The sequence below is a fragment of the Albibacterium profundi genome (genome assembly GCF_042159835.1).
GTDB classification, from domain to species: Bacteria; Bacteroidota; Bacteroidia; order Sphingobacteriales; family Sphingobacteriaceae; genus Albibacterium; species Albibacterium profundi.
Genome location: NZ_JBBVGT010000002.1, coordinates 1,551,485 through 1,578,001, shown reverse-complemented (window position 1 = coordinate 1,578,001; position 26,517 = coordinate 1,551,485). Strand labels below are relative to the sequence as shown.

The following is a 26,517-nucleotide window of genomic DNA, read 5'->3' as shown; positions in this document are numbered from 1 at the left end:
TTTTACCAGTCTAATAGTTCCAGAATACGGTTCAGGTCGTCTTCAGAATTAAATGGAATCTGAATAGATCCTTTTTTCTTATCAGCATTTACATTTAGCTTCACACGCGTAGCAAATTTGGTAGCCAGATCATCCTCTATTTTTCGGTACTGAAACGAATGTTCGTTTGCTTTCTTTTTACTGGTGGGCGGCTTTTGTTCCTGCAAAGAGCGGACTAATTCTTCTACCTTACGGACTGAGAGTCCCTTACTCAATATCTCTTGATGAATATAGAGCTGCTTTTCGACTTCCGGCACACTTATTAACGCTCGCGCATGCCCCATGCTGATTTGGTTATCACGAATTGAAGCTTGAATACTTGGTGGTAGTTTTAACAAACGCAGGTAATTAGTAACCGTCGACCGATTTTTACTAACACGTTCGCCAAGTTCATCTTGACGCAGATTACATTCATCAATCATCCGCTGAAAACTAAGTGCCACTTCAATAGCATTTAGGTTCTCACGTTGAATATTTTCGATCAGAGCCATTTCCAGCATCTGCTGATCATCGGCTGTTCTTATATAGGCTGGTATGCTCGTCAACCCCGCAAGCTTAGATGCACGCAGTCTCCTTTCACCTGATATCAACTGATACGAATTAGACGAGATCTTTCGCACAGTGATCGGTTGTATCAAACCCTGCAACTTAATCGACTCTGCAAGCTCCTCTAAAGCGGTCGCATCAAAATCCGTCCTCGGTTGAAACGGATTGATCTCGATTTCTGAAATATTTACATGCCCGATCGAGCCAGTCACTCCACTCCTAGCAGAGTTTTGCGACTCATATTCCGTAGAAGCTGATCGCTCATTCGATTCTTGCCTTAGATCGTCACCATCATTCAACAACGCACTCAGTCCTTTACCTAATCCAGTTTTTCTTTGCTGTGCCATAATTAATTAACCACCTTTGATTGATCCTTCACCTTTTTTAAGCCATTCTTCAGTAAAACTTCCCTCGCTAGATTCAGGTAATTTATCGCGCCCTTGGAGTTAGCATCGTGCATGATGACCGACACCCCAAAGCTCGGCGCTTCGCTTAGTCGCGTATTCCGCTGAATAATGGTATCAAATACCAGCTCGTTAAAATGTGAGCGTACCTCTTCTACTACCTGATTGGAAAGTCTTAGTCTCACATCATACATGGTTAATAAGATTCCTTCAATTTCCAAATCAACATTCAGTCGGTTTTGTACAATCTTAATTGTATTTAAAAGCTTCCCGAGCCCTTCAAGTGCAAAATATTCACATTGAACAGGTATAATTACCGAGTTAGCTGCGGTCAATGCATTAATCGTAATTAAACCAAGCGACGGAGAGCAATCGATAATAATAAAGTCGTATTCGTCCTTGACCTGATCCAAGATAGCCTTCATCTTATATTCACGGTCTGACAAATTAATCATCTCTATCTCGGCTCCGACAAGGTCAATATGAGCCGGCAGAAGATCTAAATTAGGTGTCTCTGTAGAACAAATAGCCTCTGAAGCGGGAATATCATTAACAATACACTCGTAGATACTATTCTTAATCGTACGCGGATCGTAACCAATCCCCGATGTAGAATTCGCCTGCGGATCGGCGTCGACCAACAAGGTTCGGTATTCCAATACAGCCAAACTAGCAGCTAAATTTATTGAAGAAGTCGTCTTTCCGACCCCACCTTTCTGATTGGCTAATGCGATGATTTTACCCATAAATAAGAATTTCCCTACAATGACTTAATATGTTTCCAGGTCAAAAATATTCAAACCGATACATAAAGCAAGCTAATATGATTAACTTCGCTTTAATAGCAATTATTATTTCGCTAAGATACAAAAATTAAAATTTTAAGTTCTTTTCTTAGCGCTTATGTTATACACAATTGATAATATGATTACAATCATTTCTGGAACTAACAGACCCAATAGCAATACCCTTAAATTAGCTCTCTACTATCAAAAGCAACTGACAAAACTAGGTGTAGAAAGCACCCTGCTCTCTTTAGAAGATTTACCGCCGAACTTATTGGTATCCGATTTATATGGTGCCAGAAGTAGTGATTTTGCAAAAATTCTCAGTATCGTTAATGCAACCGAGAAATTCCTATTCGTCATCCCAGAATACAACGGGAGCTATCCCGGCTCTCTAAAGCTTTTTATTGATGCATGTGAGTTCCCGGCAAGCTTTTATCACAAAAAAGCGGCTTTAGTGGGTCATTCTAGCGGCAAGTACGGGAATATTCGAGGTGTTGATCATTTCACGGGTGTATGTCATTATGTGCAGATGCATGTTATGCCACTCAAGATTCATATTCCTTATATCCGCCAAGAACTTGATGAACATGGAGATCTCTTCAAAGAAGACACAGTGAAGTTTACACAAATGCAAATCGAAGCTTTCGCTGGCTTTTGATAAAACGAGGAAAGAACTTCTTCGACATTTCACAAAGGTCTTTATCAAATCACGAGCCATGGAACGGCTGTTTCAGGCCCTTCCAACGGACAAAATAGGGAGTCAATAGAAATACAATAGCTAGTACGGTAAAACAAGTCCTATTGATAAAGCCCAGGAGAAGTACCTCCTGGGCTTTATCAATAAAGGATTTAAACATTGTTTATGATCATTTGATCTAAACTATGCCTGACTATTCAAAATCCGCATCAGTTAACGTAGGATTTACCTCAACATTCGTCATAGTCATTTGCATAGCCGCTGGCAATTGCGGTGTTTTTACGCTAAGCGTCGTCGGGATCTTCACACCATCAAACTCTTTGTAAGCTAGGTATTCGATTTCGCCTGCAGTTGCACTTTCTGTCTTAACTTTCAGTCCGCTTTCCACGTCAAAATATTCAACTGTCTTTACAGATCCGTCTTCAACGATAATTTATAGGCATCTTTCCCATTGATTTGTGTAATCCCGTCGAGAGTCAACTTAACGCCGCGTTCTTTGTAGCTTAACTCAGGAAAAATCAACAATGAGTTCTTCATTGCTGCATGCATCTCTGCAGGCATTTCATGCTCTTGTCCCATAGCCGATGCTATTGTTTTCTCTTGAGTGGTTTTCACCTTCGATACTTCTTGACCACCCATCATGGTACGCTGCACCAACATCTTTCTGTCTTTATCAACTACGGCCTCTTGCGAAATCATCATCCCTTGAAACTCAGCCTCACCCGTTTGACGGAGAGATTTCACCGACTGAAGTTTCTCTGAACCACCAATACTTTCAATATAGTCTGCAACAACACCTTCAGCAGTCACGTCCGCATTAACAGCTTTCTTCTCTTCAGGATAACCTTCTTTCGTGTATCTTTTAACTTCTCCGAACTGAGCCATTTGATCTTCGAACTCAGCTACATTACCAACGATGATTAAATAAGCATTATCCGGTCTGATATATTTGGACGTTATGTCGTTCGCTTTTGAGACACTTACGGCATCCAGATTTTTCAAATAGTTTTTGTAATAGTCTTTCGGTAGGTCATAAATTTCCGTATTCAGTGCAAAGCTTGCAATTGTAGAAGGGCTTTCTAGGGAACGACCAAAGCTTCCGGTCAAATATGCCTTCGCCGCATTCAACTCTTCTTCGGTAATCGTCTTATCTGCTAAACGATCCAATTCATAGAAAAACTGATATGCAGCGCTATCCGTCACTTCCGTCCGGACACTCGCATTTGCTGAGAATGAACCTACAATTTCATCGGGGCTCAACGAAGAGTAGGCGCCGTAGGTATAACCCTTATCTTCTCTCAAGTTCAGAAAAAGTCGAGATGAAGAACCGCCGCCTAATACATACGACATCAAGCTGGCCGGTATACGATTCGGATCGTTATGCTGCATTTCTATTGGATAGCTTACCGAAATCAACGATTGAACGCTGCTTGGGCGGTCGACTAAAATTACTTGATTTGAAGCAGGACCTTTTACAGTCTCCCATTCGTGGGTAGGCACCTCACCTTTCTCCCAAGAACTGAAGTATTTCTTAACTAATTTCTCAGCGTCGCCTTTTGTAATATCACCAACAATCGCTAGGTAGCCGATATTTGGTTTAAAATATGTATTGTAATAATTTTTTATATCTGCTACTTCCACACTAGCAACTGTCTCTTCCGTAGCTGCTTCTCCATAAGGGTGATCCTTGCCATACATTACGGCCGACTCTACCACTGAAGCAATAGCATTCGGATCATCTTTCGCCGCAGCTAAACCAGAGATGGTTTGTTTTTTGATTTTATCCAGTTCATCCTGCGGAAAGCTGGGTTTGAACAAAACCGCTGAGAACAATTCTAATAGACGATCCTGATGTTTCGTTAATGACGAAGCGCTTGCAGAGGACGAAGACACATAAATCCGCGCGCCAATCTGGTCGATCGCTTCATCGAGTTGCTCTTTGCTTAACTCCTCCGTACCGGCCATCATCAGATCGCCGACCATACCTATGTAACCTGCTTTTTCACCTTCTAAAATCGGATCGCGATCCAATACCAATGAAAAGGTTACGCGCGGCAGCTTATGATTTTCTACCACAAATACTTTTAATCCATTTGGCAATGTGAATGTTTCTGCGTCACCAATGTTGATAGTCGGCGCTGGCCCGGGTTCTGGGTACTGACTACGGTCTACCTGAGCGAAGGCAGTTCCGGAGATAATCAGAAAAAAGAATATATATAAACTTATCGTTTTCATTGTATGCATTTTAAATTTCTTAATTTTTAGCTTCTTCCTGAGCTTGAGCCGATTTCGGCAAATAGTGTAGAACAACGCGTCCGTTTTTGTCAAAATACTGCTTCGCTACTCGTTGTAAATCCTCTCGTTTCACCTGATTGTATTTCTCCATTTGATGATTCACCTCATCAGCATCACCGAAATAGACTTTACTTTCTGCTAGATTTTGAGCAATACCGGCAACGGATGCGTTTTGCGAAACAACCGCATTTTCAACCTGAGCTAGTAGCTTTTGGAAATCCTTCTCCGAAACACCTTCTGCTTTAACTCGTTCAATTTCCTTATCGATACTGGCCTCCAATGAATCTGCGTCAATACCCATATTGGCTATGCCGTATAACAAAAACACGCCGCCGTCTTCCAACGTTAGCGGAATCGCCATCACTGCCAATGCTTTTTGCTGCTTGTCAACGATCTCCTTTGTCATCAAAGAACTTTTACCACCAGTTAGGTAGGTCGACAACATATCCAGCGCATACGCATCAGGATGATTTTTGGGAGGGAGATTATAAGCCTCAATAACGGCCGGTAACTGAATGTTATCATACACAATATCCCTGATCTCACTGTTCCGTTTTGGCTCTGTTACCGATGGACGCGGAATTTCTTTTGTCCCCTTAGGAACCTCAGAAAAATATTTCCGAACCCACTCCTCCGTTTGTCCATAATCGAGGTCACCTGCAATACTCAGTACTGCATTGTTTGGCACGTAGAATGTCTTATAAAAATCAATAAACTCACCTAGCTTCGCTGCGTTCAAGTGATCCATCGAACCTATCGGTGGCCATTGATACGGGTGAACATGATAGGCTCGCTTTAACACTTCTGGCAGAATGGTACCATAAGGCTGGTTTTCGTAACGTTGTCTCCGCTCCTCTTTTACAACTTCACGTTGTGTATTGACACCTATCGTATCAATTTTAGCGTGCAACATACGTTCGCTTTCCATGTACAAAGCTGTTTCCAGATGGTTAGATGGTACAACTTCATAATAATAGGTTTGGTCACTGGAAGTAAAGGCATTTAAAGTTCCCCCAATGGCTTGTATTTTCTTCATATACTCACCACGCTCGATATTTTCCGTTCCTTCAAACAGTAGATGTTCAAAGAAGTGGGCAAAGCCTGTACGTTCCGGATCTTCATTTTTTGAACCGACATGATATAGGACCGATACGGCTACAATTGGTGTAGAATTATCTTGGTGCATAATGACGTTCAGGCCATTATCCAGTTTAAATTCCTTAAACTCTATTTCATTTTGAGCGTGGGCGCTCAGACCTGCGCCAAGGAATATAATCCCTAAGGCATAACCTAGTAATTTTTTCTTCATTTAATCAATCTTTATTTTTTAGGCATGTGCAAAATACACATTTTAGACCAACATGCAGGGTGTTTGTTACATCCGCGTGAATTATTCACTATCTAGAAATATTTCTTTTAATTACTTGCAATATTTTATCTAAATCGTCCTTCGTATTAAAAAAATGAAAAGAAATTCGAATACCGTCGCCTCGAGGGATACAAATAATTTTCTCTTTCTGTAATGCTTCAAACAGAATACGATCACCTTTGATGTTAAAAATACTGGAAACCTCGTTTCGTTTAACAAGCAAATCGTCCAACAAGTCTAATTCAACAAATGCGTCTTTAGCTTGCATTGACAAATTTGCAATTTGAGTTTCAATGAAGTTCATTCCCAGTGAATCCAAAAATAAAAGCGATTGCTTCAAAGAACCGAAATTCAACGTATCCAAGTGTCCAGGCTCAAAATGTGCAGATATGGCATCTTTATCACGAGCTTTGAATTCCGCTGAAATTTTTACGTTTTCGAGACTTTTGCATATCCCGTTGTAGACCGAGTCGTTCATCAGAATATAACCATTGCCATAACCGGCAAGCAACCACTTATAACCGCTACCAGCCAACACATCGAGCCCGCTATCATCAAAATCCAATGTACCCGCTCCACAATACTGAGTTCCGTCGGCCACCAATAACAGTTCTGGGAAATCTTTTTTCAACTGCTTTATAAAATCCAGGCTCAATGCAAACCCATTGATATACTGCACGATACTAAATGCAAAAACTGACGGCCTGTACTTCTTTACAGCCTGATAGATACGTTGCTCAACGTTCTCGTCCACCTCTAAGATAGTAGTTTCGAAGCCGCGAGCTTCGATGGGATGTGAGATAGACGGGTACTCACCTTCCATTAGTAAAAAACGTTCGTCGGTCGAACACGTCTCCAAAAACGCATTGAAGGCTAAAGAGAAGTTCGGCACTAAAAAAGCATGTTTAGCATTGAAAAAAGCTTTGACAACCGCTCGCACTGACTCAATAAACGGTCCTTGTTCTGTCCGGAACTGACTGCCATTGGCAAGGAAATCGGCCTCGTGTTGTTGTCGCCAAGCGTGCAAATCGCTCGTCAGGATGCATGAACTCGCCGTGTCGACATAGGTTTGGTGGGAAAGAATAGGGAATAATTTTTTCATCATCAATAAAAATACTTAATTCTCGAGAAGAAAAACGAACAAAAAAAGTTTATTGCTGTTTTATGATTTATTTATTATGTTTGGGAAAATGAAACAGAATATCTCATATTGTCCACTGGATCGCTGTCGAAGTTCGAAGCTGCGATATCCCTGTTTCATGAAATTCCTCATTTTGTAAATACAGGCTAGCCAGCACGTATTCATAGACTCAAACATTTTTTATTAAATTTTCTGTCGATTTTTTTAATAATTATTAGAACAGCACTCATGGAAACAAAAAATAACAATGTAGTATTAAGTGAAGAAGACTACAACATTTTAAGAAACCACGTTACCCCTAACCCCGACAACCCGATGTCTCTCGCATATGAGTTGAGCAGGGCTGAAGTTGTAAAAAAGGATAAAGTACCGGCCGACCGAGTTAGGATTAACTCGCAAGTAACCATTCAGGATCAACAGAGCAAAGTTAAAACAACGGTTACAATTGTAGAGCCCGCTCAAGCTGATATGAAACAGCAAAAAATATCATTTCTAACGCCGATCGGCTCAGCGCTCATCGGTTTCAAAATTGGTGACGAAGTAGAATGGAAAATGCCTGTAGGTGTTCGCACTTATAAAATATTAGAAGTGAAAAATCCATAAATCAAAAAAAGACTTCATCAAGAAAAAAGGCAGAGATTTTATAATCACTGCCTTTTTTGACTTTAATACTCATGCAATATTATTGCGGCATTCCTTGTCCTTGTTGACTCTCTCCTTGCTTTTGATCATCGTTGCTAATGCCACGTCTTCTCTTCTTAGTCTGGTTAAAGTCCATTTTTCCGAAGTTCCAGCTAAAAGTAATGCCGAATGAACGGAAAGGCACGCCTACACTTGATTTTTGCGTATAGTCAGGCGTAAAGATTTCCGAATCGAAGAATTTGTTTTCATTAAATGGATCAATGATATTCACACCGATACTGGCTTTTTTATCAAATAGCTCCTTCTTAAACCCTACACTCCACATACTAAACGATGGATTCGTCCCTTGGAAAGTCCGTCTTGGCGAATTAAGCATAAAAAACGTCTCCGCAATAAAACCACTGCTAGCAATATTATAGGTTCCACTAACAAAGGCTCGATACATAAAATGCGTCTCATCAGTTTCTGTACTTAAGTTGCCACTGACACCACTAGCGTCAATATCATAGGTATAAAGATTCAAGTTTGTACGCAAGGTCAGATTCCTTATCGGAGAAACCGATGCAAATAAGTTTGTTCCGAACGATCTATTCTGACCGATGTTATCAAAGGTCTGTAACACAATAGGCTGATCTGCATTGTCCGGATTATCGATAGTCTTAACCAAACTCTCAATCACATCATTCGTCAACCGATAATAAACCGATGCGTTTAGGACCGTTCCGCCTTGAATGAATGTTGAGTAACCCAACTCAAAGTTGTGTGATAGCTCAGGCTTCAATTCTGGATTACCTTCGCTTTGATTAATCGGATCAGATGTATTTCTGAACGGATTCAAGTAGAACAAGCTAGGGCGTTGAATCCGCTGATTATAGCTCAATTTCAAACTTGACATAGCACCGAGCTTACGGGAGATAACCGCACTCGGCAGTATATTTAAATAATCATTCTCGAAAGCATCAAAGCTTGCCACAGACTCGCCATTTAATTTGGTATGTTCGGCTCGCACACCAGCCATCAACTGATATTTTTCGCTAATCGTATAGTTCAATGAAGCATAACCTGCCGCCACGTCCTGATCGTAGCTATAATCGTAAGAACGGCTCGGGTTTAATACATAAGAACCATCAATAAGTTCGCGTATATCGGACAAACTGCTGATATCACGTAAAATCGTTTTTGCTCCGACTTCAAGTGTCGCTTTTTCGCCAAAAGGATGAGCATAGTCAATCTGCATGGTCAACTCATCATTGATTCCATCATTTACACCGAGCTCACTGAAGCGGTTGCCTTCTGTATAAAGGGTTGAATAGTCGGTATTATTTTTATTTCTAGAAAACTGACCTACAACCGATAGCTCTTGTTTTGGCTTTTCGAATTTATGGGTATAACCGAGCGACCAATCGAAACCATTGAAGCCTCTATCTTGATCAGAATTACTCACCAGATTCGGGCTGTTCAGGTAGGTAGATGTAGACACCCCCTCCATATCCATGCTGAACTTATTCAGTGAGAAAGTCGTATTAAAAAGGTTATTGTCGTCTAGATCATAATCTACACCAATGGATCCCCGTCCGCCAAGACGCTGAGCTTCGCTAGATCCATTCTGCATTAATGTGGTTGTCCCCGAATTGTCAATTTGTGTAAAGCCAATCGTCGTAGTTTGCGGCCACGACCAATGAGCTCCAGCGTTTGCCGTTACTCCAAATTTACCTTTCCGTAGGTTGATATTTCCATTTGAATTATTTTGCCTGGTTCCAATCCCGGCATTCAACGAACCGCTAACGCCCACGATGTTCTTTTTCTTGGTGACGATATTGATAATTCCTGACGTTCCTTCTGCATCATATTTCGCTGAGGGACTCGTAATCACTTCAACATTGGCAATTTGATCGGCGGGAATCATCTTCAGTGCGTCGCCAACATTATTAGACATCGCTCCAGAAGGCTTTCCATTGATTAAGATCTTTACGTTCTGGTCACCGCGAAGGGAGACATTACCGTCCATGTCAACCGACAATAAAGGCACTTTTCTTAAGACATCAGTAGCGTTTCCACCTGCGGAGGTTACATCCTGCTCTGCATTATAAACCAGTCGGTCAATTTTATTCTCGATTAACGGTTTTTCGCCGACAACGTCAACTGCGGACAATTGCGTAGCTGATGGAGTTAACAAGATCTTGCCTAGATCAACTGTCCCAGCTGTAACCTCGATGGTCGGTATGGTTCGTTCTACATAACCTAGGAAGTTCACCACAACGCGATAGGTTCCAACGGGCACCTCGGTAATCGTAAACAACCCTTTATCATCAGCTAAAGCTCCATTTGTGCTAACTTCTTTACCTTCCGCAAATAATGCTATGGTTGCATAATCGACAGGAAGATTGGTAGCCGAATCAATAACAGATCCTTTTACCGCTCCTTTTGTCTGAGCATTCACGTGTAGGCCCCATATCGCAAACAGGGAAAATAGTAGTATTCTTTTCATGTGTGTGTTTCTCTTTGCTCAATTAGTCTCTTTGAGCGAGCGATTGTTACATCTTGTCATCGAAAACAAAGCAACAAGTACGTTACAAGCACATATGAAATAGATTTACACCCTAAAGATTACACCACGATGTTAATAATTCTACCCTTTACGATAATTATCTTTTTAGGAGTCTTTCCTTCAGTATAACGCTGAATATCCTCATTTTCGAGACTTTGTCTTTCAATTTCTGAATTTTCAAGATCCAACGAGAACGTAATTTTCGTACGAACTTTTCCGTTCACCGAAACCGGGTATTCAAATTCATTTTCGACTAGATACTGAGGATTAAACGTAGGATAATTTGCAAAACTCAGTGAGCCTGCCTGATTTCCTAATTTTTCCCACAATTCCTCGGTAATATGTGGAGCATAAGGAGATAGCACAATACATAGCTCTTGCAAAACATCACGTTTATTGCATTTAAGGTCGGTTAACTCATTAACGCAGATCATAAATGCGGAAATAGAAGTATTAAATGAGAAGCGATCAATGTCTTCTTGCACCTTCTTGATAATTTTATGTAAGGCCTTTAGCTCGGCAGGACTCGCCTTCTCATCCGAAACTGCAAAATTAAACTCTGAATCATGAAAGAGCTTCCAAAACTTCCGTAGAAACTTAAACACACCTTCAATTCCATTCGTATTCCACGGTTTACTCTGCTCCAAGGGTCCTAAAAACATTTCATACATCCTTAAGGTATCAGCACCATAAGTCGCAATAATATCGTCAGGACTTACAACGTTGAATTTGGATTTAGACATTTTCTCAACCTCATGCCCACAGTAGTATTTTCCCCCTTCCAATATCAACTCTGCATCCTGATATTCTTTGCGTGACGCTCTGAATTTTTCTATATTCAAGATGTCATTTACAACAATATTTACGTCAACATGAATAGGTGTTACTTTATATTGATCTTTTAAGCCGTGAGAGACAAAGCGGTTTGTTCCTTTTCCGTCTTCATCTACAATTCGGTAAACAAAATTTGAACGTCCCTGAATCATCCCCTGGTTAATCAGCTTTTTAAAAGGCTCTTCTTCTGGCACATAACCACGGTCCTTTAAAAACTTGTTCCAAAAACGACTGTAAAGCAGATGTCCTGTACCATGTTCGGATCCGCCTATATAAAGGTCAACAGCCCTCCAATAGTTCACAGCATCTTTAGACACAAACTCGTCGTTATTATTTGCATCCATATACCGATACCAATACCAGCTAGAGCCAGCCCACCCAGGCATCGTACTCCATTCGTAATCGTAGGTCGACCGGTACTTCCAGTCTTTCGCACGGGCCAAAGGCGGCTCCCCTGTTTCAGTTGGCAGATACTGATCTACTTCTGGCAAAACAAGTGGCAAATCCTTTTCATCAATCAACTGCGGCAAGCCATCTTTAAAGTATACGGGCACAGGCTCTCCCCAGTAGCGTTGTCTACCGAAAATCGCGTCTCTCATCCGATAGTTTATCCTTTTCCGTCCTTTGCCAAGTTTCTCTAACTTAGAAAGCAATAATGGCACGGCTTCATCATAGGTCATCCCATTGATAATGTCTGAGTTGATATAGCGACCCGTTTTGGACGGATCAGCCTCTTCTTCAATATCCTGCTGATCATGGATAGGCACAATGGGCAAATTGAAATGCTTTGCAAATAGATAATCTCGTTGATCACCTGAAGGCACAGCCATAACTGCACCAGTCCCATAACTTGCAAGAACATAGTCGGCTATCCATATTGGAACACGTTCGCCCGACAGAGGATGTATCGCATAGCTTCCCGTAAAAGCACCAGAAACCGTCTTCGTATCGGCCATCCGTTCTAATTCCGACTTTTTCTTGGTCGCATCTAAGTAGCAGGTTATTTCATCTCGCTGCTCATCTGTTGTCAACTCTTCCACCCATTCATGCTCCGGCGCTAAAACCAGAAAGCTTGTACCGTAAATCGTATCCACACGTGTTGTGAACACTTCGATCTCCTTTCCGGTTTCAGTATCAAATTTTACAGACGCTCCCACACTTTTCCCGATCCAATTACGCTGAATTTCAATGAGAGGCTCCGGCCAGTCGACTGTCTCCAAACCTTGCAGCAGGCGTTCTGCATAAGCGGTGATACGCATGCTCCACTGCATCATCTTCTTTTGCTCAACCGGATAACCACCACGTTCAGAAACACCTCCTACAACCTCATCGTTCGCCAAAACTGTCCCCAACGCAGCACACCAATTAACAGTGCTCTCTCTCAAATACACCAATCGATATTTTAAAAGCTCGCGTTGCTTTTCTTCATCCGTGAATGCGTTCCATTCTTCGGCTTTAAAGTTGTTTGTATTTTCGTCGGCCACCGCATCAATATCTTCGCTACCGTGTTTCTCGAAGTGCTCAATAAGCGATTTAATCGGCTCTGCTTTATCATTCTTCTTATTGTACCAAGAATCAAATAACTGCATAAAAATCCACTGCGTCCACTTGTAGTAATTCGGATCGCTCGTCCGAACCTCTCTACTCCAGTCGAATGAAAAACCAATTTTATCCAGTTGAACCCGGTAGCGGTTGATATTTTGCTCGGTTGTAACAGCAGGATGCTGTCCCGTTTGAATGGCATATTGTTCTGCCGGCAGCCCAAAGGAGTCATAACCCATTGGATGCAATACATTATAGCCTTGAAGTCGCTTATATCTACTGTACACATCTGAGGCAATATAACCAAGAGGATGTCCAACGTGCAAGCCTGCTCCCGATGGATAAGGAAACATATCTAATACATAATATTTTGGTTTTTCTGACGTATTATCTACTTTAAAAGTTTTGTTGGCAGCCCAAAATTTTTGCCATTTATGTTCTATTTCGTTAAATTGGTAATCCATTCTATTGCATTTTCCTTTAGTGGCAAAAATAGAATTTTTTTATGGCATTGATAGTTTTTATACATGGATTGTCTTTTTCTCACATCATTTAGTTAATTTCGCATTTTAAATCTGTGATATGGAAGAGTTTGAAGTAAGTACCACATCCAAAAAAACAAAATCAGTTTATATTTCTACTGTTATCAGTATTGCTCTGGTATTGCTCATGACCGGTTTACTAGGCCTCATATTAGTTCATGCAAAAAACCTTTCCAATTACGTTAAAGAGAATATTGTTTTAAACGTTATTGTCAATGGCGATGCCAAAGAAGCAGAAGTACTTAATCTGCAAAAAGAAATCAACGCAGACAAATATGTACTGAAAACTCAATATATCAGTAAAGAATTAGCCGCAAGAAATCTGCAACAGGATCTTGGGGAAGATTTTGTAGAGTTTTTAGGATATAACCCCTTACTATCGTCTATTGATGTATACCTTAAAGCGGAATATGCAAATAAAGATAGCATCGATGTATTTACCGAGAATTTGTCAGAAAATCCAATGATCCAAGAGGTCGTGTACCAGGAGTCATTGATTGATATGGTTAATAAAAACATCCGCATCATTGGTTTAATCATACTTGGCTTCGCGTGCATCTTGCTTATTATTGCGGTTGCTCTGATCAACAACACGATACGCTTGGCAGTGTATTCACAGCGTTTCCTTATTAAAAGCATGCAGATGGTAGGAGCTACAAAAAGTTTCATCCGAAGTCCGTTTATTGGCTACGGTATTGTGCACGGTCTCCTTGGTGCCATCATCGCTATTATTATGTTGTTATTGGTATTATATTTTGGCCAACAACAGATTCCCGAACTTGTTATCTTGCGGAACTATTTTGAATTTGCATTAATATTCATCGGCATTGTTATACTTGGCATCCTTATATCGGGATTAAGCACCTATTTTGCTGTATCAAAATATTTAAGATTAAGAATGAACGACTTATATAGATAAGATCATTATGGCTCAAAACATCAAAGATTCTCAAGCAAAAAACAAAGTCAGCGGAATGGTATTTGGCAAGATTAATTATCAATTAATGATTGCCAGCATAATCGTCATTCTTATCGGATTTATTCTCATGTCCGGCACTACGGATATATATAGTTTTACGAAAATCACCCTGGCTCCCATTGTAGTCATAGCTGGTTTTGCCCTTGGCTTTGTAGCCATCCTAAAAAAACCCAAACGCGATTAAAGTATGAGTTTATTTGAAGCCTTAGTCTTAGCCATCGTTGAAGGGCTGACTGAGTTTTTACCGGTCTCTTCTACCGGTCACATGATTATTGCCACTTCTCTGCTTGGGATGGAATCAACACCTTTTGTAAAATTATTTACCGTGGCAATCCAGCTCGGAACCATTCTTTCGGTGGTTGTTCTTTACTTCAAGCGATTTTTTAAATCACTCGATTTTTATTACAAGCTTTTTGTAGCATTCTTGCCGGCTGCGGTCTTAGGATTAGTTTTCAGCGATCTCATAGACACCATGCTCGAAAGCCCGATGACTGTAGCCATATCATTAGTTATCGGAGGGGTAGTTCTGCTTTTTGTTGACAAATGGTTCAACAAACCTAAAATTGACGACTCAGATGATATATCATATGCCAAAGCATTTAGAATCGGTTTATACCAGTGTTTAGCGATGATTCCTGGAACCTCACGATCAGGTGCCAGTATCGTCGGTGGTATGGCAGAAAAGCTAAGCAGAAAGTCTGCTGCAGAGTTTTCTTTTTTCTTGGCGGTTCCCACCATGTTCGGGGCAACCGGCAAAAAGTTGATCGACTATTTCATGGACGGCGGTCAGCTGACATCCGACGAAGTTAATATCCTGGTTATTGGAAATATTGTGGGCTTTGTCGTAGCGATCATAGCGATCCGATCATTTATAGGGTTCTTAACGAAACACGGATTTAAACTATTTGGCTGGTATCGGATTATTGTAGGGTTAGTCATTATTGTTTTATTATTAAGCGGACAGAGCTTAAGCGTAGTTTAACATGCATTCAGAGCAAACGAAGTTTCCTGACTTTGATTTTCAGGCGGGCGAGGTATTATTAATTGATAAACCATTACGGTGGACCAGTTTTGACGTTGTTGGGAAGATACGAAACTCCATTAAACCGCTCAAAATCAAGGTAGGCCATGCGGGAACCTTAGATCCGCTAGCAACGGGCTTGTTGGTTCTTTGTACCGGAAAAAAAACGAAAACAATCGACCAGCTACAAGCGCAGGAGAAAGAATATACGGGCACGATCCACTTGGGCGCCACGACACCTTCTTATGATCTCGAGACAGAGATAGATCAAGAATTTGATATTAGCAATATCACACCGGAGCAAATAAAAGAAGCTTCAAAGCAGTTTATCGGCGAAATACAACAATATCCACCGTCGCATTCTGCGATTAAAATCGGCGGCGAACGCTTGTACGAAAAGGCACGACGGGGTGAAGAAGTTGAGCGCAGACCACGGACTGTCATTATAAATTCGTTCGAAATTACCGATATTACACTCCCATTAATTAGCTTTAAGGTGGTGTGCAGTAAGGGAACGTATATACGATCGCTCGCACACGACTTAGGTCGCGCACTCCACAGCGGTGCTTATCTACACTCTCTAAGACGCACAAGAAGTGGTGATTTTTTGGTTCAAGATGCATATGGCGTAATGGAATTGGTAAATCATATTCGAGAAAATAAGGTGAAAGAGATATGAAAATCTATAAGAATATAGAAGATTTTATACCTATCGACAATGCTGTTGTCACTATCGGGACTTTCGATGGCGTACACATTGGACACCAGAAAATATTGGCTAGCTTACAGGAAAGTGCTAAAGATATTAAGGGAGAAACGGTTATGCTCACTTTCTTTCCTCACCCAAGGATGATCCTTCATCCGGAAGATGATAGCTTACGATTGATTAGTACCATCGAGGAAAAAGCTCGTCACCTTGCAGCTAGTGGATTAGATCATCTCATCATTACACCTTTCACACGCGAATTTTCATTACAGAGTCCGGAAGACTATATCCGAGATGTATTGGTGAGTAAAATTGGTCTTAGTAAAATCGTTATCGGCTACGATCACCGTTTCGGGAAAGATCGCACCGGCTCGTTAACCGACCTTTTAGCTTATTCATCTCTATATGGATATAGTGTACAGGAAATTTCCGAACAAGACATCAATGAGGTGACCGTATCTTCAACGAAAATACGCGAAGCACTCATCAAAGGACAAATAGAGATTGCCAATAACTACCTCGGCTACCCGTATGAATTGACTGGATCTGTGGTCATGGGCAAACAGATTGGTCGCGATATCGGATATCCGACTGCTAATTTACATATCGAAGAAAACTATAAGCTTATTCCGGCTTATGGTATCTATGCTGTCGAAGTCAGTATTGTTGATGATATCCAAGTGAAGGAAGGTGTCTTTCAAAGTCATGATCATACGGCAACGTTCAAAGGGATGGGATATATCGGCACTCGCCCAACGGTAAATGGCATTACGCGCAGTATTGAAGTTCACCTATTCGACTTCAATGAAAACCTATACGGTAAATCACTGCAAGTGAAATTCCTTCATTTTATCAGACATGACATTCGCTTTGACATCCTTGAGGATATGATCAAGCAGATCCAGGAAGATGAACGAAGAATACGCGAACTCTTAAATTGCTAGATCTTAAATTGCTAGAAATACAGTTTAGCAAAAAGGATTTTATTGCTTCACAAACTGTACAGAAGCTTGAATGTTAATCCGATCCCCCACGACAACGGAGCCTGCTTCCGTAACCGCGTTCCATTCTAAGCCAAAGTCCTTACGATTGATTTTGCCTGTTACCTCAAATCCTACTTTAAAATTGCCATAAGCATCCGTAACACTCCCACCGTATTCGGCCTTCAGTTCAACCTTCTTCGTGACGTCTTTTATGGTCAAATCACCTTCAATAATATACTCGTTGTCTCCCACGGATTTCACAGAAGTTGACACAAAGCTTATAGATGAGTAGGTTTCCGCATCAAAGAAGTCGCCCGACCGAAGATGGTCGTCCCGCTGCTGCTGATTGGTATCAATGCTGGCTGCGTCAATTGAGAAAGCAACCTTTGCTGACTCGAAGTCTGAATCGTCATTGCTTTCTACTGTACCATCGAAAGAACGGAAACGACCCGATACAGTTGATATTACGAGATGTTTTACTTTAAAATTAACCTCCGAATGTGTGGGGTCAAGAACCCATTTAGTTGCCATAAGAAATCAATTAAATTTAATCAAATACACATCGGTTCATGCCGATGTAATCTTCATAAACACAAACAGAAAGACTGAGTTTTTGTTTAATTTAATTGAATCCCGTAGCTTATCTCGATACCGCCGTCAGCGAGCATATCATGAACTGAGCAGTATTTCTTAACTGCCAGTTCAGCGGCCTTCTCAGCTTTAGCTTGGTCAATGTCCCCAATCAGGAAAAATTCAATATGGATGTCTGTAAAAACATTGGGGATAGCCTCTCTTCGGTTACCCGTCACCTTAATCTTCACATCATCCACCTGTTGCCTCTGCTTCTTTAAGATACTTAACAGATCCAGCACACTACAAGATCCCAAAGCCATTAATACCAGCTCCATTGGTCTCACTCCATTCCCTTCACCGCCGATGTCCGGAGAACCATCAATATGCACCGTTACGGGTGAACTTGACGCTGAAGCTTCAAAATGAACGGCCTTATTTACTCTTTTCAAATTAACTTCCATAACCTATTTGCTTTTTTCCAATGCTTGCAATACATCGTCTCTAATATCATCGATATCCTCTAATCCCACGGATATACGTATCGTTCCGGGAAGAATCCCCAAATTAAGGCGTTCTTCCTCTTTTAGCTTCGAATGTGTTGTCGAAGCGGGGTGTGTCGCGATCGTTCTAGAATCCCCCAGATTTGACGTAATCAAGATCATCTCCATGGCATCCATAAACCGCTTCGCGCGCTCATATCCGCCCTTCACCACAAAGGTAACAATTCCTCCACCCAACCTCATCTGTTTCTTAGCAAGCTCATATTGCGGATGCGACGGTAAAAAAGGATAACGCACGGATTCAACTTCCTCATGAGCTTCCAGTGCCTCGGCTACAGCAAGCGCATTGCTGCAGTGCCTATCCATTCGCAAAGGCAATGTTTCAATACTTTTTGACAGAACCCAAGCGTTGAACGGGGACATGGCAGGACCTGTATGACGGATAAAAAACATCATCTCGTCAATCAAATCTTTTCTTCCCACAACAACACCGCCCAAAACTCTTCCCTGACCGTCGATATATTTCGTTGCCGAATGGCTTACAAGATCGAAACCATATTGTGTTGGCTTCTGAAGGTATGGAGTTGCAAAACAATTATCGATACTCAAAATAATATGCGGATATTTCTGTTTGAATGATCCTAACCACTCTAGATCAACCAGTTCCAAACCGGGGTTAGAAGGCGTTTCTAAGAAAATCATTTTTGTATTATCCTGAATGGCATCTTCCCATTGCTCTGGTTTAGTAGCGTCCACATAAGTGTGTGTAATCCCCCATCTCGGAAACAACTCGGTAAAGAGCTGGTGTGTTGAACCGAAAATCGCCCGCGAAGAAACCACATGATCTCCATTTTTCAGTAGCGCAGCGAAAGAAGCGAATACAGCAGCCATTCCCGAAGAAAAAGCCAGACCTGCTTCCGCTATTTCCATTGCACAAACTTTGTTAACGAACTCTGAGGTATTCGGATTCGAATATCTGGAGTAAATGATTCCTTCCTGTTCATTCGCGAATATCGCTCGGCACTGCTCTGCGTCATCGAAGATAAAACTAGAAGTTAAATACATGGGAACCGAATGTTCCCGATTTTGAGAACGCGGGAATTGTTCTCTAATAAGCCTACTTTCTTCTTTCATTCAAGTTGATTCTAATAAACAGACCGCCAAGCACCTTTGCTAAACGATCTGTTTATATTCATTCAAATTTAATGAAAACATTAAATCTACAAGGGAATTTTCGAAGTTTTCGTAAGCTTTGTTAAAATCAGTCGAACATCAAAGCTCCCACCGTAAGATTGGTTCGGCTGTCAATTAGAATGGCACCGCCCGTAGCTTTATTATTGACATACGAATCAATAGCAAGCTCGTCGGCGGATCGTAAGGAGACGCGACCGATATCATTCAACCCAAAGCTATCCGCCTCGACTTCGTCTAGGGTGTTAATATTAATTTTATGATGAACATCTCGTACTTTAACACGAGACACCTTGCTATTGACCTGAAGTAAATAAGTCTGTGAAAGATCTAAGGGGCGTACGTCCATCCAACAGATTGACGCTTCTATATCCTTCGTCAAATTTGGGCTTTCACCATTTGCCGACACGATTAAGTCACCGCGACTGATATCCAAGTCATCTTTCAACCTTAAAATAACCGATTGCCCCTCAGCTGCTGTTTCCAGTTGCTCGTTGTTCAGCTCAATATGCGTGATAGAAGTACGGAAACCCGAAGGTAATGAAACCACCTCGTCTCCTACGTTGAATTCGCCACCCACAATCCTTCCTGCATATCCTCTATAATCATGGAGTTCATCCGTTTGTGGTCTCACAACCCACTGTACAGGAAAGCGGCCCACATTGCTAGCCTTCCCTTTTTCTACTTCGACCGTTTCCAGGAAGTGAAGCAATGAAGGTCCGTTATACCACGACATGTTAGTGGATTTATCCACGATATTATCGCCTCTCAAGGCGCTAACCGGGATAAAGTCGATCGACGGAATCGACAGCTTCTCAGAGAAGCGCAAATAATCGTCTTTAATCTTATCAAAGGCAAGTTGATCATAGTCAACCATATCCATTTTATTGACACAAACCAACACATGCTGTATCTGCAGAAGCGATACCAAGAAGGTATGCCGGATTGTCTGTTCAATAACACCTTTCCTCGCATCGATCAGTATAATGGCCAAATCTGCCCCCGAAGCACCTGTAACCATATTTCGGGTATATTGAATATGACCCGGTGTATCTGCAATGATAAACTTCCGTTTATCCGTCTGAAAATACTTATAAGCAACATCAATCGTAATACCTTGTTCTCGTTCTGCTTTTAAACCATCCGTCAAAATAGCTAAATCAACCGTCCCGTCATCATTCTTACGGTTGGCATTTCGAATAGCCTCTAGCTGATCCTCCAATATGGAATCAGTATCATAAAGCAAACGACCAATCAAGGTGCTTTTACCATCATCAACACTTCCCGCTGTTATGAATTTTAATATATCCATTGTACTCTCTTTATCTTAATTCTAAAAATATCCGCCTTTTTTTCTGTCTTCCATCGCAGCTTCGGAAACTTTGTCGTCCATCCGTGCACCTCGTTCAGAGATTCTTGAACTGCTTATTTCTTCAATGACTCCATCGATATCATCTTTATCTGATTCGACCGCGGCAGTACAGGTCATATCACCAATTGTACGAAAACGAACGTTCTTCCTAACTACCTGATCCTCGTGATCCATATTCAAACTTGGATCAGCAGTCATCCACTGACCATTTCTTAGAATACAGTCGCGTTCATGCGCAAAATACAGCGACGGGATCTCTATGTTCTCCCTTTTTATATAATTCCACACATCCAGTTCCGTCCAATTACTTATGGGGAAAACACGAACATTTTCACCTTTCTGAATACGTCCATTAAAAATATTCCAAAGTTCTGGACGCTGTCTTTTCGGGTCCCACTGACCAAATTCATCCCGTACTGAAAAGATTCGCTCCTTTGCACGAGCTTTTTCTTCATCTCTACGGGCACCGCCGATACATGCATCAAACTGATTCTTTTCGATCGTTTCCAAAAGAGTAACCGTTTGCAGCGGATTTCTACTAGCATTCTTGCCTTTTTGCTCCACCGCCCTTCCTTCGTCAATAGCGTCCTGCACCAAGCCTACCACCAATCGCTCTCCCAAGTCTGCAATCAACTTGTCACGGAATTCAATCGTCTCGGGAAAATTATGTCCCGTATCAATATGCACTAAGGGAAACGGAAACTTACCCGGCCTGAATGCTTTTTTTGCCAAGTGCACCAGGGTAATTGAATCTTTTCCACCCGAGAACAAAAGGGCCGGTTTTTCAAACTGGCCTGCTACTTCCCGCAGAATTGAAATTGCCTCCGCCTCTAAATGATCTAAATAATCCATTCTTTCTATATCTACTTTTTTATTTGCTATATGGTTGTTCGTTTATGATGCCTCACTGGTAATATGCAAGCCACACTCCTTTTTACTTTGATCTTCCCACCACCATCTTCCGGCACGAAAATCTTCGCCAGGTTGCACAGCCCGTGTACAGGGTGCACAGCCGATACTAGGAAAACCTCGATCATGAAGAGAATTGTAAGGCACATTATGCTCTCGGACATAATCTTTTACCTCATCTAGGGTCCAAAAGAAAAGCGGATGAACCTTTATCAACTGATGTACATCATCCCATTCTACCCAATTCATCTGTTCCCGATTAACCGATTGATCTGCCCGAATACCAGTAACCCAAATCTTCATTCCCTTCAAAGCTCTATTTAGAGGTTCCACCTTCCGGATTCCACAGCATTCCTTCCTGTTTTCTACAGATTCGTAAAAGCTATTTGGTCCCTTCTCACCTAGCATTTTTTCTAATTTAACACGATCTGGGTAATAAACCAGTATGTTCTTCTTATACCGCTCTCGCACCCGGTTCCAAACAGAATAGGTTTCCTTAAACAGTCTCCCTGTATCAAGCGTAAAAACATCAATGGACAGATCGTTCGAAAAAATCATGTCTGTAATCACCTGATCTTCCCAACCAAAACTTGTTGAAAAAACAATCTCGCCTCTAAAGTTTTCTGCTAGAAGCCTTAATGCTTCCTGAGGGTCTTTTCCCTTGATCAATTCTTCGACATGTTCTATTTTGCTCATATCTATTTTATTTTTGACGACTCACCGTCAATATTATCAAGCTTTTGGGCAACCAGGCTTGCCGTCAATTCATTTAACTTCTTAACCTTATACGAGAAATCTCCCTTCAGCGATTCTCGAATGGCGCTCAAATCATCCAATATCTCGTCGATTTCCTCTGGCAGACCGTCGTTCAACACTTCTCTAAGCCGCTTAGCAAGAGTAGGAGACTTACCATTGGTAGATATCCCAATCTTAAGATTCCCTTTTTTTACAATCGATCCCAAATAAACATCACATAAATTCGGTGTATCAGCAACGTTAAGTAAGATTCCTCTCTCTTTAGCCAACTCATAAATATAGCGGTGCAAAAGATGATTATCTGTCGCCAAAACGGCAAAGGTCATCCCGTCCAGATCATCTTCCTGAAAAGGTCTTTCAGCAATTACTACATTGGGGAAACGATCTGCAAGCTCTTGAAAATCGGCCGATATCCGGGTAGCAACAACTCGAATATGAGCGTGCGGCGAATTATTTACTAAAGCGGTGAGCTTTTCCAAGCCGACATTCCCCGCACCAACCAACAAGGTGTGAAAATTCTGAAGTTTCAAAAACACAGGAAAGAGATCATTCGACTCTACTTCTGTCCTCTTATTTTTCGCTGTTTCAGACATGAACAAGCTCATTATTATTTATTTTTTCTTGGTAAGCTTCGTGCAAAGCTACCACATTTCCGACTACGATCACAGCGGGCGAGCCAATATACAATTCTTCCGCTTTTTTTTCAATTGAACGGATATCACCCAACACTATTTTCTCATTCGGCATCGCACCATTTTGTATGATCGCGATGGGGAGATCATCCTTTCCCTCAGCTTTATAAATCGCTACAATTTCAGACAATTTTCGTACTCCCATAAGAATCACCACGGTCGCCGACGTCTTAGCAGCACTATACACATCGTGAGAAATTTCACCCTTCGTTGTTGTTCCCGTAATCACCCAAAAGCTTTCGGTAGTCCCTCTATTTGTGATCGGGATTCCCAGAAGACCCGGCACACCAATGGCACTCGATATACCCGGAACTACCTCCGTTGGGATATCAAACTTCTTAGCAAAATCAATCTCTTCAAAACCACGACCGAAAACAAATGGGTCGCCCCCTTTCAATCGCACAACATGACCGTGCGACAAAGCAAAATCGACCAGCATCTGATTGATTTCAGTCTGACGGTAAGCATGATTACTTGCTCTTTTACCTACAAATATCTTGTGAACCGCCTGCGGACAATATTGGAGCAATTCCTCATCGACTAAAGCATCATATAATACTACATCCGCTTTCGCCAAGGCCTTTAAGCCCCGAAGACTAATCAAGTCTGTCCCTCCCGGACCGGCTCCAACCAGCGTTATTTTCGACGTTTTTGTCATTCTAATCTGTAATGCTAGCAAGATCCCTTACTTGAGAAATTGCCTGATAAAACTCTTCCGCTTCTTTCAAATAGGAAGTAGCGAATTCTTGTGACGGATCGTTCGACTTGATCTGAAGGACTATATTTGAGAAGCTGTCCCTCAGCGGAAACTCACCCGTATCTACAAAATTCTCTTCAAAACCGTCGATAATAGACACATGCGAATTGCCATTTAACCCTTTATCTAACAGCAGTGCCTTCGCTCCACTAATGAATACGCTATAGGCATGAAAAACTGCGTCTGACCATGCCTTATTTTCAAAGCTTTCTTTCGCCCACGCTAGTTTCTCTTCGGTCTCATATAATAAAGTCGCCACCAAATCAATAATCACCCCTGCACATTCACCAATACCGATTTCCTTTTGATAGTTTCCTTTCTGACCCCAGTCCACAAACTCATCCTCCGTAATACTGGCAATATCTGCTAAAGGTTTTAAAAGTCTGTAAAAATAATCTTTTGTCTGACGATCATAATAATCGTGATAAAGCTCTCCATCTGAAGCGTTTGCCTGATAATCATCGATTAGTGCTCTTAGCACATGCTCCACCCGTTTTGATGGAACCTTGATTACCCGATCGGCAGCGCGGCCAAAACCACCTCCCAGTTTTGCTCCGCCCAACATTACCTGTGCTGCTGGCACAACCGACTTGCCGGCCTTCAACGAGCTACCGTGGAATCCGATATGAGCCAAACTATGTTGCCCACATGAATTCATGCATCCACTAATTTTGATTTTCAGGTCCCGGTTATAAATCAAGTCAAAATATTCCGTGAAAATCAAATTCTCCAATACACGAGCCATTTCCGTGCTATTTGAAATACCCAGGTTACAGGTATCGGTACCCGGACAAGTGGTAATATCTGCTACACTATCAAAGCCCGGAGAGGCTAAATCTATTTCACGCAATACATTGTACACATGTGGCAAACCTTCTTCCTTAATATATTTTAATAAAAGACCCTGATTTTGTGTTACCCGAACCTCATCAGCCGCATATCCTCTCAGGCCCGCTATGAGGATGCGGGCCTTTTTCGTGCTAATATCTCCGGTTGGCACTTTCACATATACCGAGAAATAGCCTTCCTGTTTCTGTTCATGCACATTCGTCTTACGCCATATTTCATAAGCTAATGGATCGTCAACTTTTTCGGGAACAACACCTTCATATGAAGGCAAGGTTGGTGCCTTGACCTTGTCGCGGTCAATCTTATAGGTCTTGGATTTTAATGCAGGATACTCCTCCTCGATCAATTCCATCACAGCCTCAAGACCCATCTTCTGAATTACATATTTAAAGCGCGCCTTATTGCGATTGTTCCGTTCGCCGAGGCGGCCAAACACACGAATTGCAGCCTCTGCAAAAGGAATAATTTGATCCTCATGCAAGAAATCGTGTACTAAGAAGCCAACCATCGGTTGCGCGCCTAAGCCGCCGCCTAACATAACCCGAAACCCGCGTTCCTCAACTCCGTTCACCGTCCGCACCTGTGGCACAAAACCGATATCGTGAATATATGCAAAGGCTGAATCCTTTTCGCTCGACGAGAAACCTAATTTGAATTTCCGACCCAGTTCCTGACAAATAGGATTTCTAACTAAGTACTCAAACATTTCCCGGGCATAAGGAGATACATCAAAAGGCTCATCTTTATCGATTCCAGCTTCAGGCGATGCGGTTACGTTCCGAACCGTATTCCCACAAGCTTCCCGAAGTGTAATATCATCTTCTGCCAACTCAGCCCAAAGCTCCGGAGTGCGATCTAAACTAACAAAGTGAATCTGAATATCCTGTCTTGTTGTCAAGTGGAGGTTCTTAATTGCATACTCATCCGAGACATCTGAAATCTTCAATAATTGCTTAAAACTGGCTTGACCAAACGGAAGTTTGATTCGTACCATTTGAACACCGGGTTGCCTCTGTCCATAAATCCCTCGGGCCAATCGGAGGCTTTTAAACTTATCATCATTGAGCTCCCCACCTCGGAACATGCGAATTTTCCTGTCTAGTTCAATAATTTCCTTCTCTACAACCGGATTTTCTAATTCAGTACGAAAACTTAACATTTGCCAAAATTATAGTTCAAAAAAAAAGGCCCTTAACTGAAAGAGGCCCGCCAAAATTTATATACAACATATTCATTCATGCCTGAGCCTTGCATCAAAGAAGACACATCATATTAAGCCATGAATTCATGTTCGCAATTTTCATAATTCAAATATATACATAATTCCTATGTATTTAGTATACTTTATTTAAATAAAAGCGAAACTAATAATTAAAGTACTGAATATCAGTTAAATAAAATTAAAGGTTCTGCATTCTGGTGTCTTCTCGCTCAATCATATCGGCGATACTAGTGTCATTTAAAATTTGCAACATAGCATCTCGAACATCGGCAAAGGTGTCTCGTATACCGCAGATTTCTTCAGAAATACACTCATCGCATTTCCGGTAAAAGTTCAGACTCACACAAGGCAATAGAGCAATCGGCCCATCCAATAACCGGATCACCTGGGTCATGCGTATATCTTTCGGGTCCTTATTCAGACTATAGCCCCCTTTAGCTCCTTTTATACTGTATAGTAAACCAGCGTTACGGAGTTCGATCAGAATCTGCTCTAAGAATTTTTTCGGAATCTGTTCCTCTGTCGCAATCTTCATAATCTGCACAGGTTCCTTCCCATAATTCTTTCCAAGGAAGATTAAAGCTTTAATCCCATACTTGGACTTCTTTGTTAACATACTC

Annotated in this window: 25 protein-coding genes; 7 read left to right on the top strand and 18 right to left on the bottom strand. The window is 41.5% G+C overall.

Translation table 11 applies throughout. From position 1 onward, the window contains the following. Window positions 1-2: 2 nt before the first annotated feature. Window positions 3-932, bottom strand: coding sequence for a ParB/RepB/Spo0J family partition protein (locus WKR92_RS08515; protein WP_375557403.1), 930 nt, complete (start codon window positions 930-932; stop codon window positions 3-5). A gap of 2 nt (window positions 933-934) precedes the next feature. Beyond that, on the bottom strand, window positions 935-1,735 hold the full coding sequence (locus WKR92_RS08510; protein ID WP_375557402.1) for a ParA family protein: 801 nt from the start codon (window positions 1,733-1,735) through the stop codon (window positions 935-937). A gap of 178 nt (window positions 1,736-1,913) precedes the next feature. On the opposite strand from WKR92_RS08510, the gene WKR92_RS08505 reads away from it, so the two are divergent. Further along, entirely contained in the window at window positions 1,914-2,435 is a 522-nt protein-coding gene (locus WKR92_RS08505) for an NADPH-dependent FMN reductase (RefSeq protein WP_375557401.1), read from the top strand. Between the two features lie 232 nt (window positions 2,436-2,667). Here the strand turns inward: WKR92_RS08505 and WKR92_RS08500 are convergent, their stop codons facing one another. The 4 genes from WKR92_RS08500 to WKR92_RS08485 form a co-directional block, all read right to left on the bottom strand. Then, window positions 2,668-2,862, bottom strand: coding sequence for a LolA-like protein (locus WKR92_RS08500; protein WP_375557400.1), 195 nt, complete (start codon window positions 2,860-2,862; stop codon window positions 2,668-2,670). A gap of 20 nt (window positions 2,863-2,882) precedes the next feature. Beyond that, window positions 2,883-4,709 (bottom strand): M16 family metallopeptidase, encoded by a 1,827-nt coding sequence (locus WKR92_RS08495; protein WP_375557399.1) that lies wholly within the window; start codon window positions 4,707-4,709, stop codon window positions 2,883-2,885. A gap of 19 nt (window positions 4,710-4,728) precedes the next feature. Then, window positions 4,729-6,078 (bottom strand): M16 family metallopeptidase, encoded by a 1,350-nt coding sequence (locus WKR92_RS08490; RefSeq protein WP_375557398.1) that lies wholly within the window; start codon window positions 6,076-6,078, stop codon window positions 4,729-4,731. 88 nt (window positions 6,079-6,166) lie between these two features. Continuing rightward, window positions 6,167-7,243 carry an aminotransferase class V-fold PLP-dependent enzyme gene (locus WKR92_RS08485; protein ID WP_375557397.1) on the bottom strand — a complete coding sequence of 359 codons (1,077 nt, stop codon included), beginning with the start codon at window positions 7,241-7,243 and terminating at the stop codon, window positions 6,167-6,169. Between the two features lie 264 nt (window positions 7,244-7,507). Between WKR92_RS08485 and WKR92_RS08480 the strand changes: the two genes are divergently transcribed. Beyond that, window positions 7,508-7,882, top strand: a complete 375-nt coding sequence (locus WKR92_RS08480; protein ID WP_375557396.1) for a GreA/GreB family elongation factor — start codon at window positions 7,508-7,510, stop codon at window positions 7,880-7,882. Between the two features lie 79 nt (window positions 7,883-7,961). Here WKR92_RS08480 and WKR92_RS08475 read toward each other — a convergent pair whose 3' ends face one another. After that, the gene (locus tag WKR92_RS08475; protein ID WP_375557395.1) at window positions 7,962-10,409 is read right to left on the bottom strand and encodes a TonB-dependent receptor domain-containing protein; all 2,448 of its coding nucleotides are present in this window, start codon (window positions 10,407-10,409) and stop codon (window positions 7,962-7,964) included. Between the two features lie 119 nt (window positions 10,410-10,528). Continuing rightward, window positions 10,529-13,309, bottom strand: coding sequence for a leucine--tRNA ligase (leuS, locus tag WKR92_RS08470; protein WP_375557394.1), 2,781 nt, complete (start codon window positions 13,307-13,309; stop codon window positions 10,529-10,531). Between the two features lie 118 nt (window positions 13,310-13,427). Here leuS and WKR92_RS08465 point away from each other — a divergent pair, with 118 nt between their 5' ends. From WKR92_RS08465 to WKR92_RS08445, 5 genes are read left to right on the top strand one after another with little or no spacing between them, the layout of a single operon-like run. Continuing rightward, on the top strand, window positions 13,428-14,306 hold the full coding sequence (locus WKR92_RS08465) for a cell division protein FtsX (protein WP_375557393.1): 879 nt from the start codon (window positions 13,428-13,430) through the stop codon (window positions 14,304-14,306). A 7-nt stretch (window positions 14,307-14,313) separates the two neighbouring features. After that, on the top strand, window positions 14,314-14,550 hold the full coding sequence (locus WKR92_RS08460; protein ID WP_375557392.1) for a DUF3098 domain-containing protein: 237 nt from the start codon (window positions 14,314-14,316) through the stop codon (window positions 14,548-14,550). Window positions 14,551-14,553: 3 nt separating this feature from the next. Further along, window positions 14,554-15,348, top strand: a complete 795-nt coding sequence (locus WKR92_RS08455) for an undecaprenyl-diphosphate phosphatase (RefSeq protein ID WP_375557391.1) — start codon at window positions 14,554-14,556, stop codon at window positions 15,346-15,348. 1 nt (window position 15,349) lies between these two features. Beyond that, entirely contained in the window at window positions 15,350-16,066 is a 717-nt protein-coding gene (truB, locus tag WKR92_RS08450) for a tRNA pseudouridine(55) synthase TruB (RefSeq protein ID WP_375557390.1), read from the top strand. Then, the gene (locus WKR92_RS08445) at window positions 16,063-17,037 is read left to right on the top strand and encodes a bifunctional riboflavin kinase/FAD synthetase (RefSeq protein WP_375557389.1); all 975 of its coding nucleotides are present in this window, start codon (window positions 16,063-16,065) and stop codon (window positions 17,035-17,037) included. The genes truB and WKR92_RS08445 overlap by 4 nt, the downstream gene beginning before the upstream one ends. Window positions 17,038-17,076: 39 nt before the next feature. On the opposite strand, the gene WKR92_RS08440 is transcribed toward WKR92_RS08445, so the two are convergent. The 10 genes from WKR92_RS08440 to WKR92_RS08395 all read right to left on the bottom strand — a co-directional run bounded on the left by WKR92_RS08440 (window position 17,077) and on the right by WKR92_RS08395 (window position 26,513). Beyond that, on the bottom strand, window positions 17,077-17,607 hold the full coding sequence (locus WKR92_RS08440) for a YceI family protein (RefSeq protein ID WP_375557388.1): 531 nt from the start codon (window positions 17,605-17,607) through the stop codon (window positions 17,077-17,079). A gap of 86 nt (window positions 17,608-17,693) precedes the next feature. Continuing rightward, window positions 17,694-18,110 (bottom strand): OsmC family protein, encoded by a 417-nt coding sequence (locus tag WKR92_RS08435; RefSeq protein WP_375557387.1) that lies wholly within the window; start codon window positions 18,108-18,110, stop codon window positions 17,694-17,696. A 3-nt stretch (window positions 18,111-18,113) separates the two neighbouring features. Further along, on the bottom strand, window positions 18,114-19,283 hold the full coding sequence (locus WKR92_RS08430; RefSeq protein WP_375557386.1) for a trans-sulfuration enzyme family protein: 1,170 nt from the start codon (window positions 19,281-19,283) through the stop codon (window positions 18,114-18,116). Window positions 19,284-19,410: 127 nt separating this feature from the next. Next, window positions 19,411-20,652: a sulfate adenylyltransferase subunit 1 gene (locus WKR92_RS08425; RefSeq protein WP_375557385.1), complete on the bottom strand. Its 1,242-nt coding sequence runs from the start codon at window positions 20,650-20,652 to the stop codon at window positions 19,411-19,413. Between the two features lie 21 nt (window positions 20,653-20,673). Further along, window positions 20,674-21,564, bottom strand: coding sequence for a sulfate adenylyltransferase subunit CysD (gene cysD / locus WKR92_RS08420; RefSeq protein ID WP_375557384.1), 891 nt, complete (start codon window positions 21,562-21,564; stop codon window positions 20,674-20,676). Between the two features lie 42 nt (window positions 21,565-21,606). Beyond that, window positions 21,607-22,317, bottom strand: a complete 711-nt coding sequence (locus tag WKR92_RS08415) for a phosphoadenylyl-sulfate reductase (protein WP_375557383.1) — start codon at window positions 22,315-22,317, stop codon at window positions 21,607-21,609. A 2-nt stretch (window positions 22,318-22,319) separates the two neighbouring features. Then, window positions 22,320-22,982, bottom strand: a complete 663-nt coding sequence (locus tag WKR92_RS08410) for a precorrin-2 dehydrogenase/sirohydrochlorin ferrochelatase family protein (RefSeq protein WP_375557382.1) — start codon at window positions 22,980-22,982, stop codon at window positions 22,320-22,322. Then, window positions 22,963-23,727, bottom strand: coding sequence for a uroporphyrinogen-III C-methyltransferase (gene cobA, locus WKR92_RS08405; RefSeq protein WP_375557381.1), 765 nt, complete (start codon window positions 23,725-23,727; stop codon window positions 22,963-22,965). The genes WKR92_RS08410 and cobA overlap by 20 nt, the downstream gene beginning before the upstream one ends. A gap of 1 nt (window position 23,728) precedes the next feature. Then, window positions 23,729-25,834 (bottom strand): ferredoxin-like domain-containing protein, encoded by a 2,106-nt coding sequence (locus tag WKR92_RS08400; RefSeq protein WP_375557380.1) that lies wholly within the window; start codon window positions 25,832-25,834, stop codon window positions 23,729-23,731. Between the two features lie 241 nt (window positions 25,835-26,075). Then, window positions 26,076-26,513, bottom strand: coding sequence for an RrF2 family transcriptional regulator (locus tag WKR92_RS08395; RefSeq protein WP_375557969.1), 438 nt, complete (start codon window positions 26,511-26,513; stop codon window positions 26,076-26,078). Window positions 26,514-26,517 lie beyond the last annotated feature (4 nt).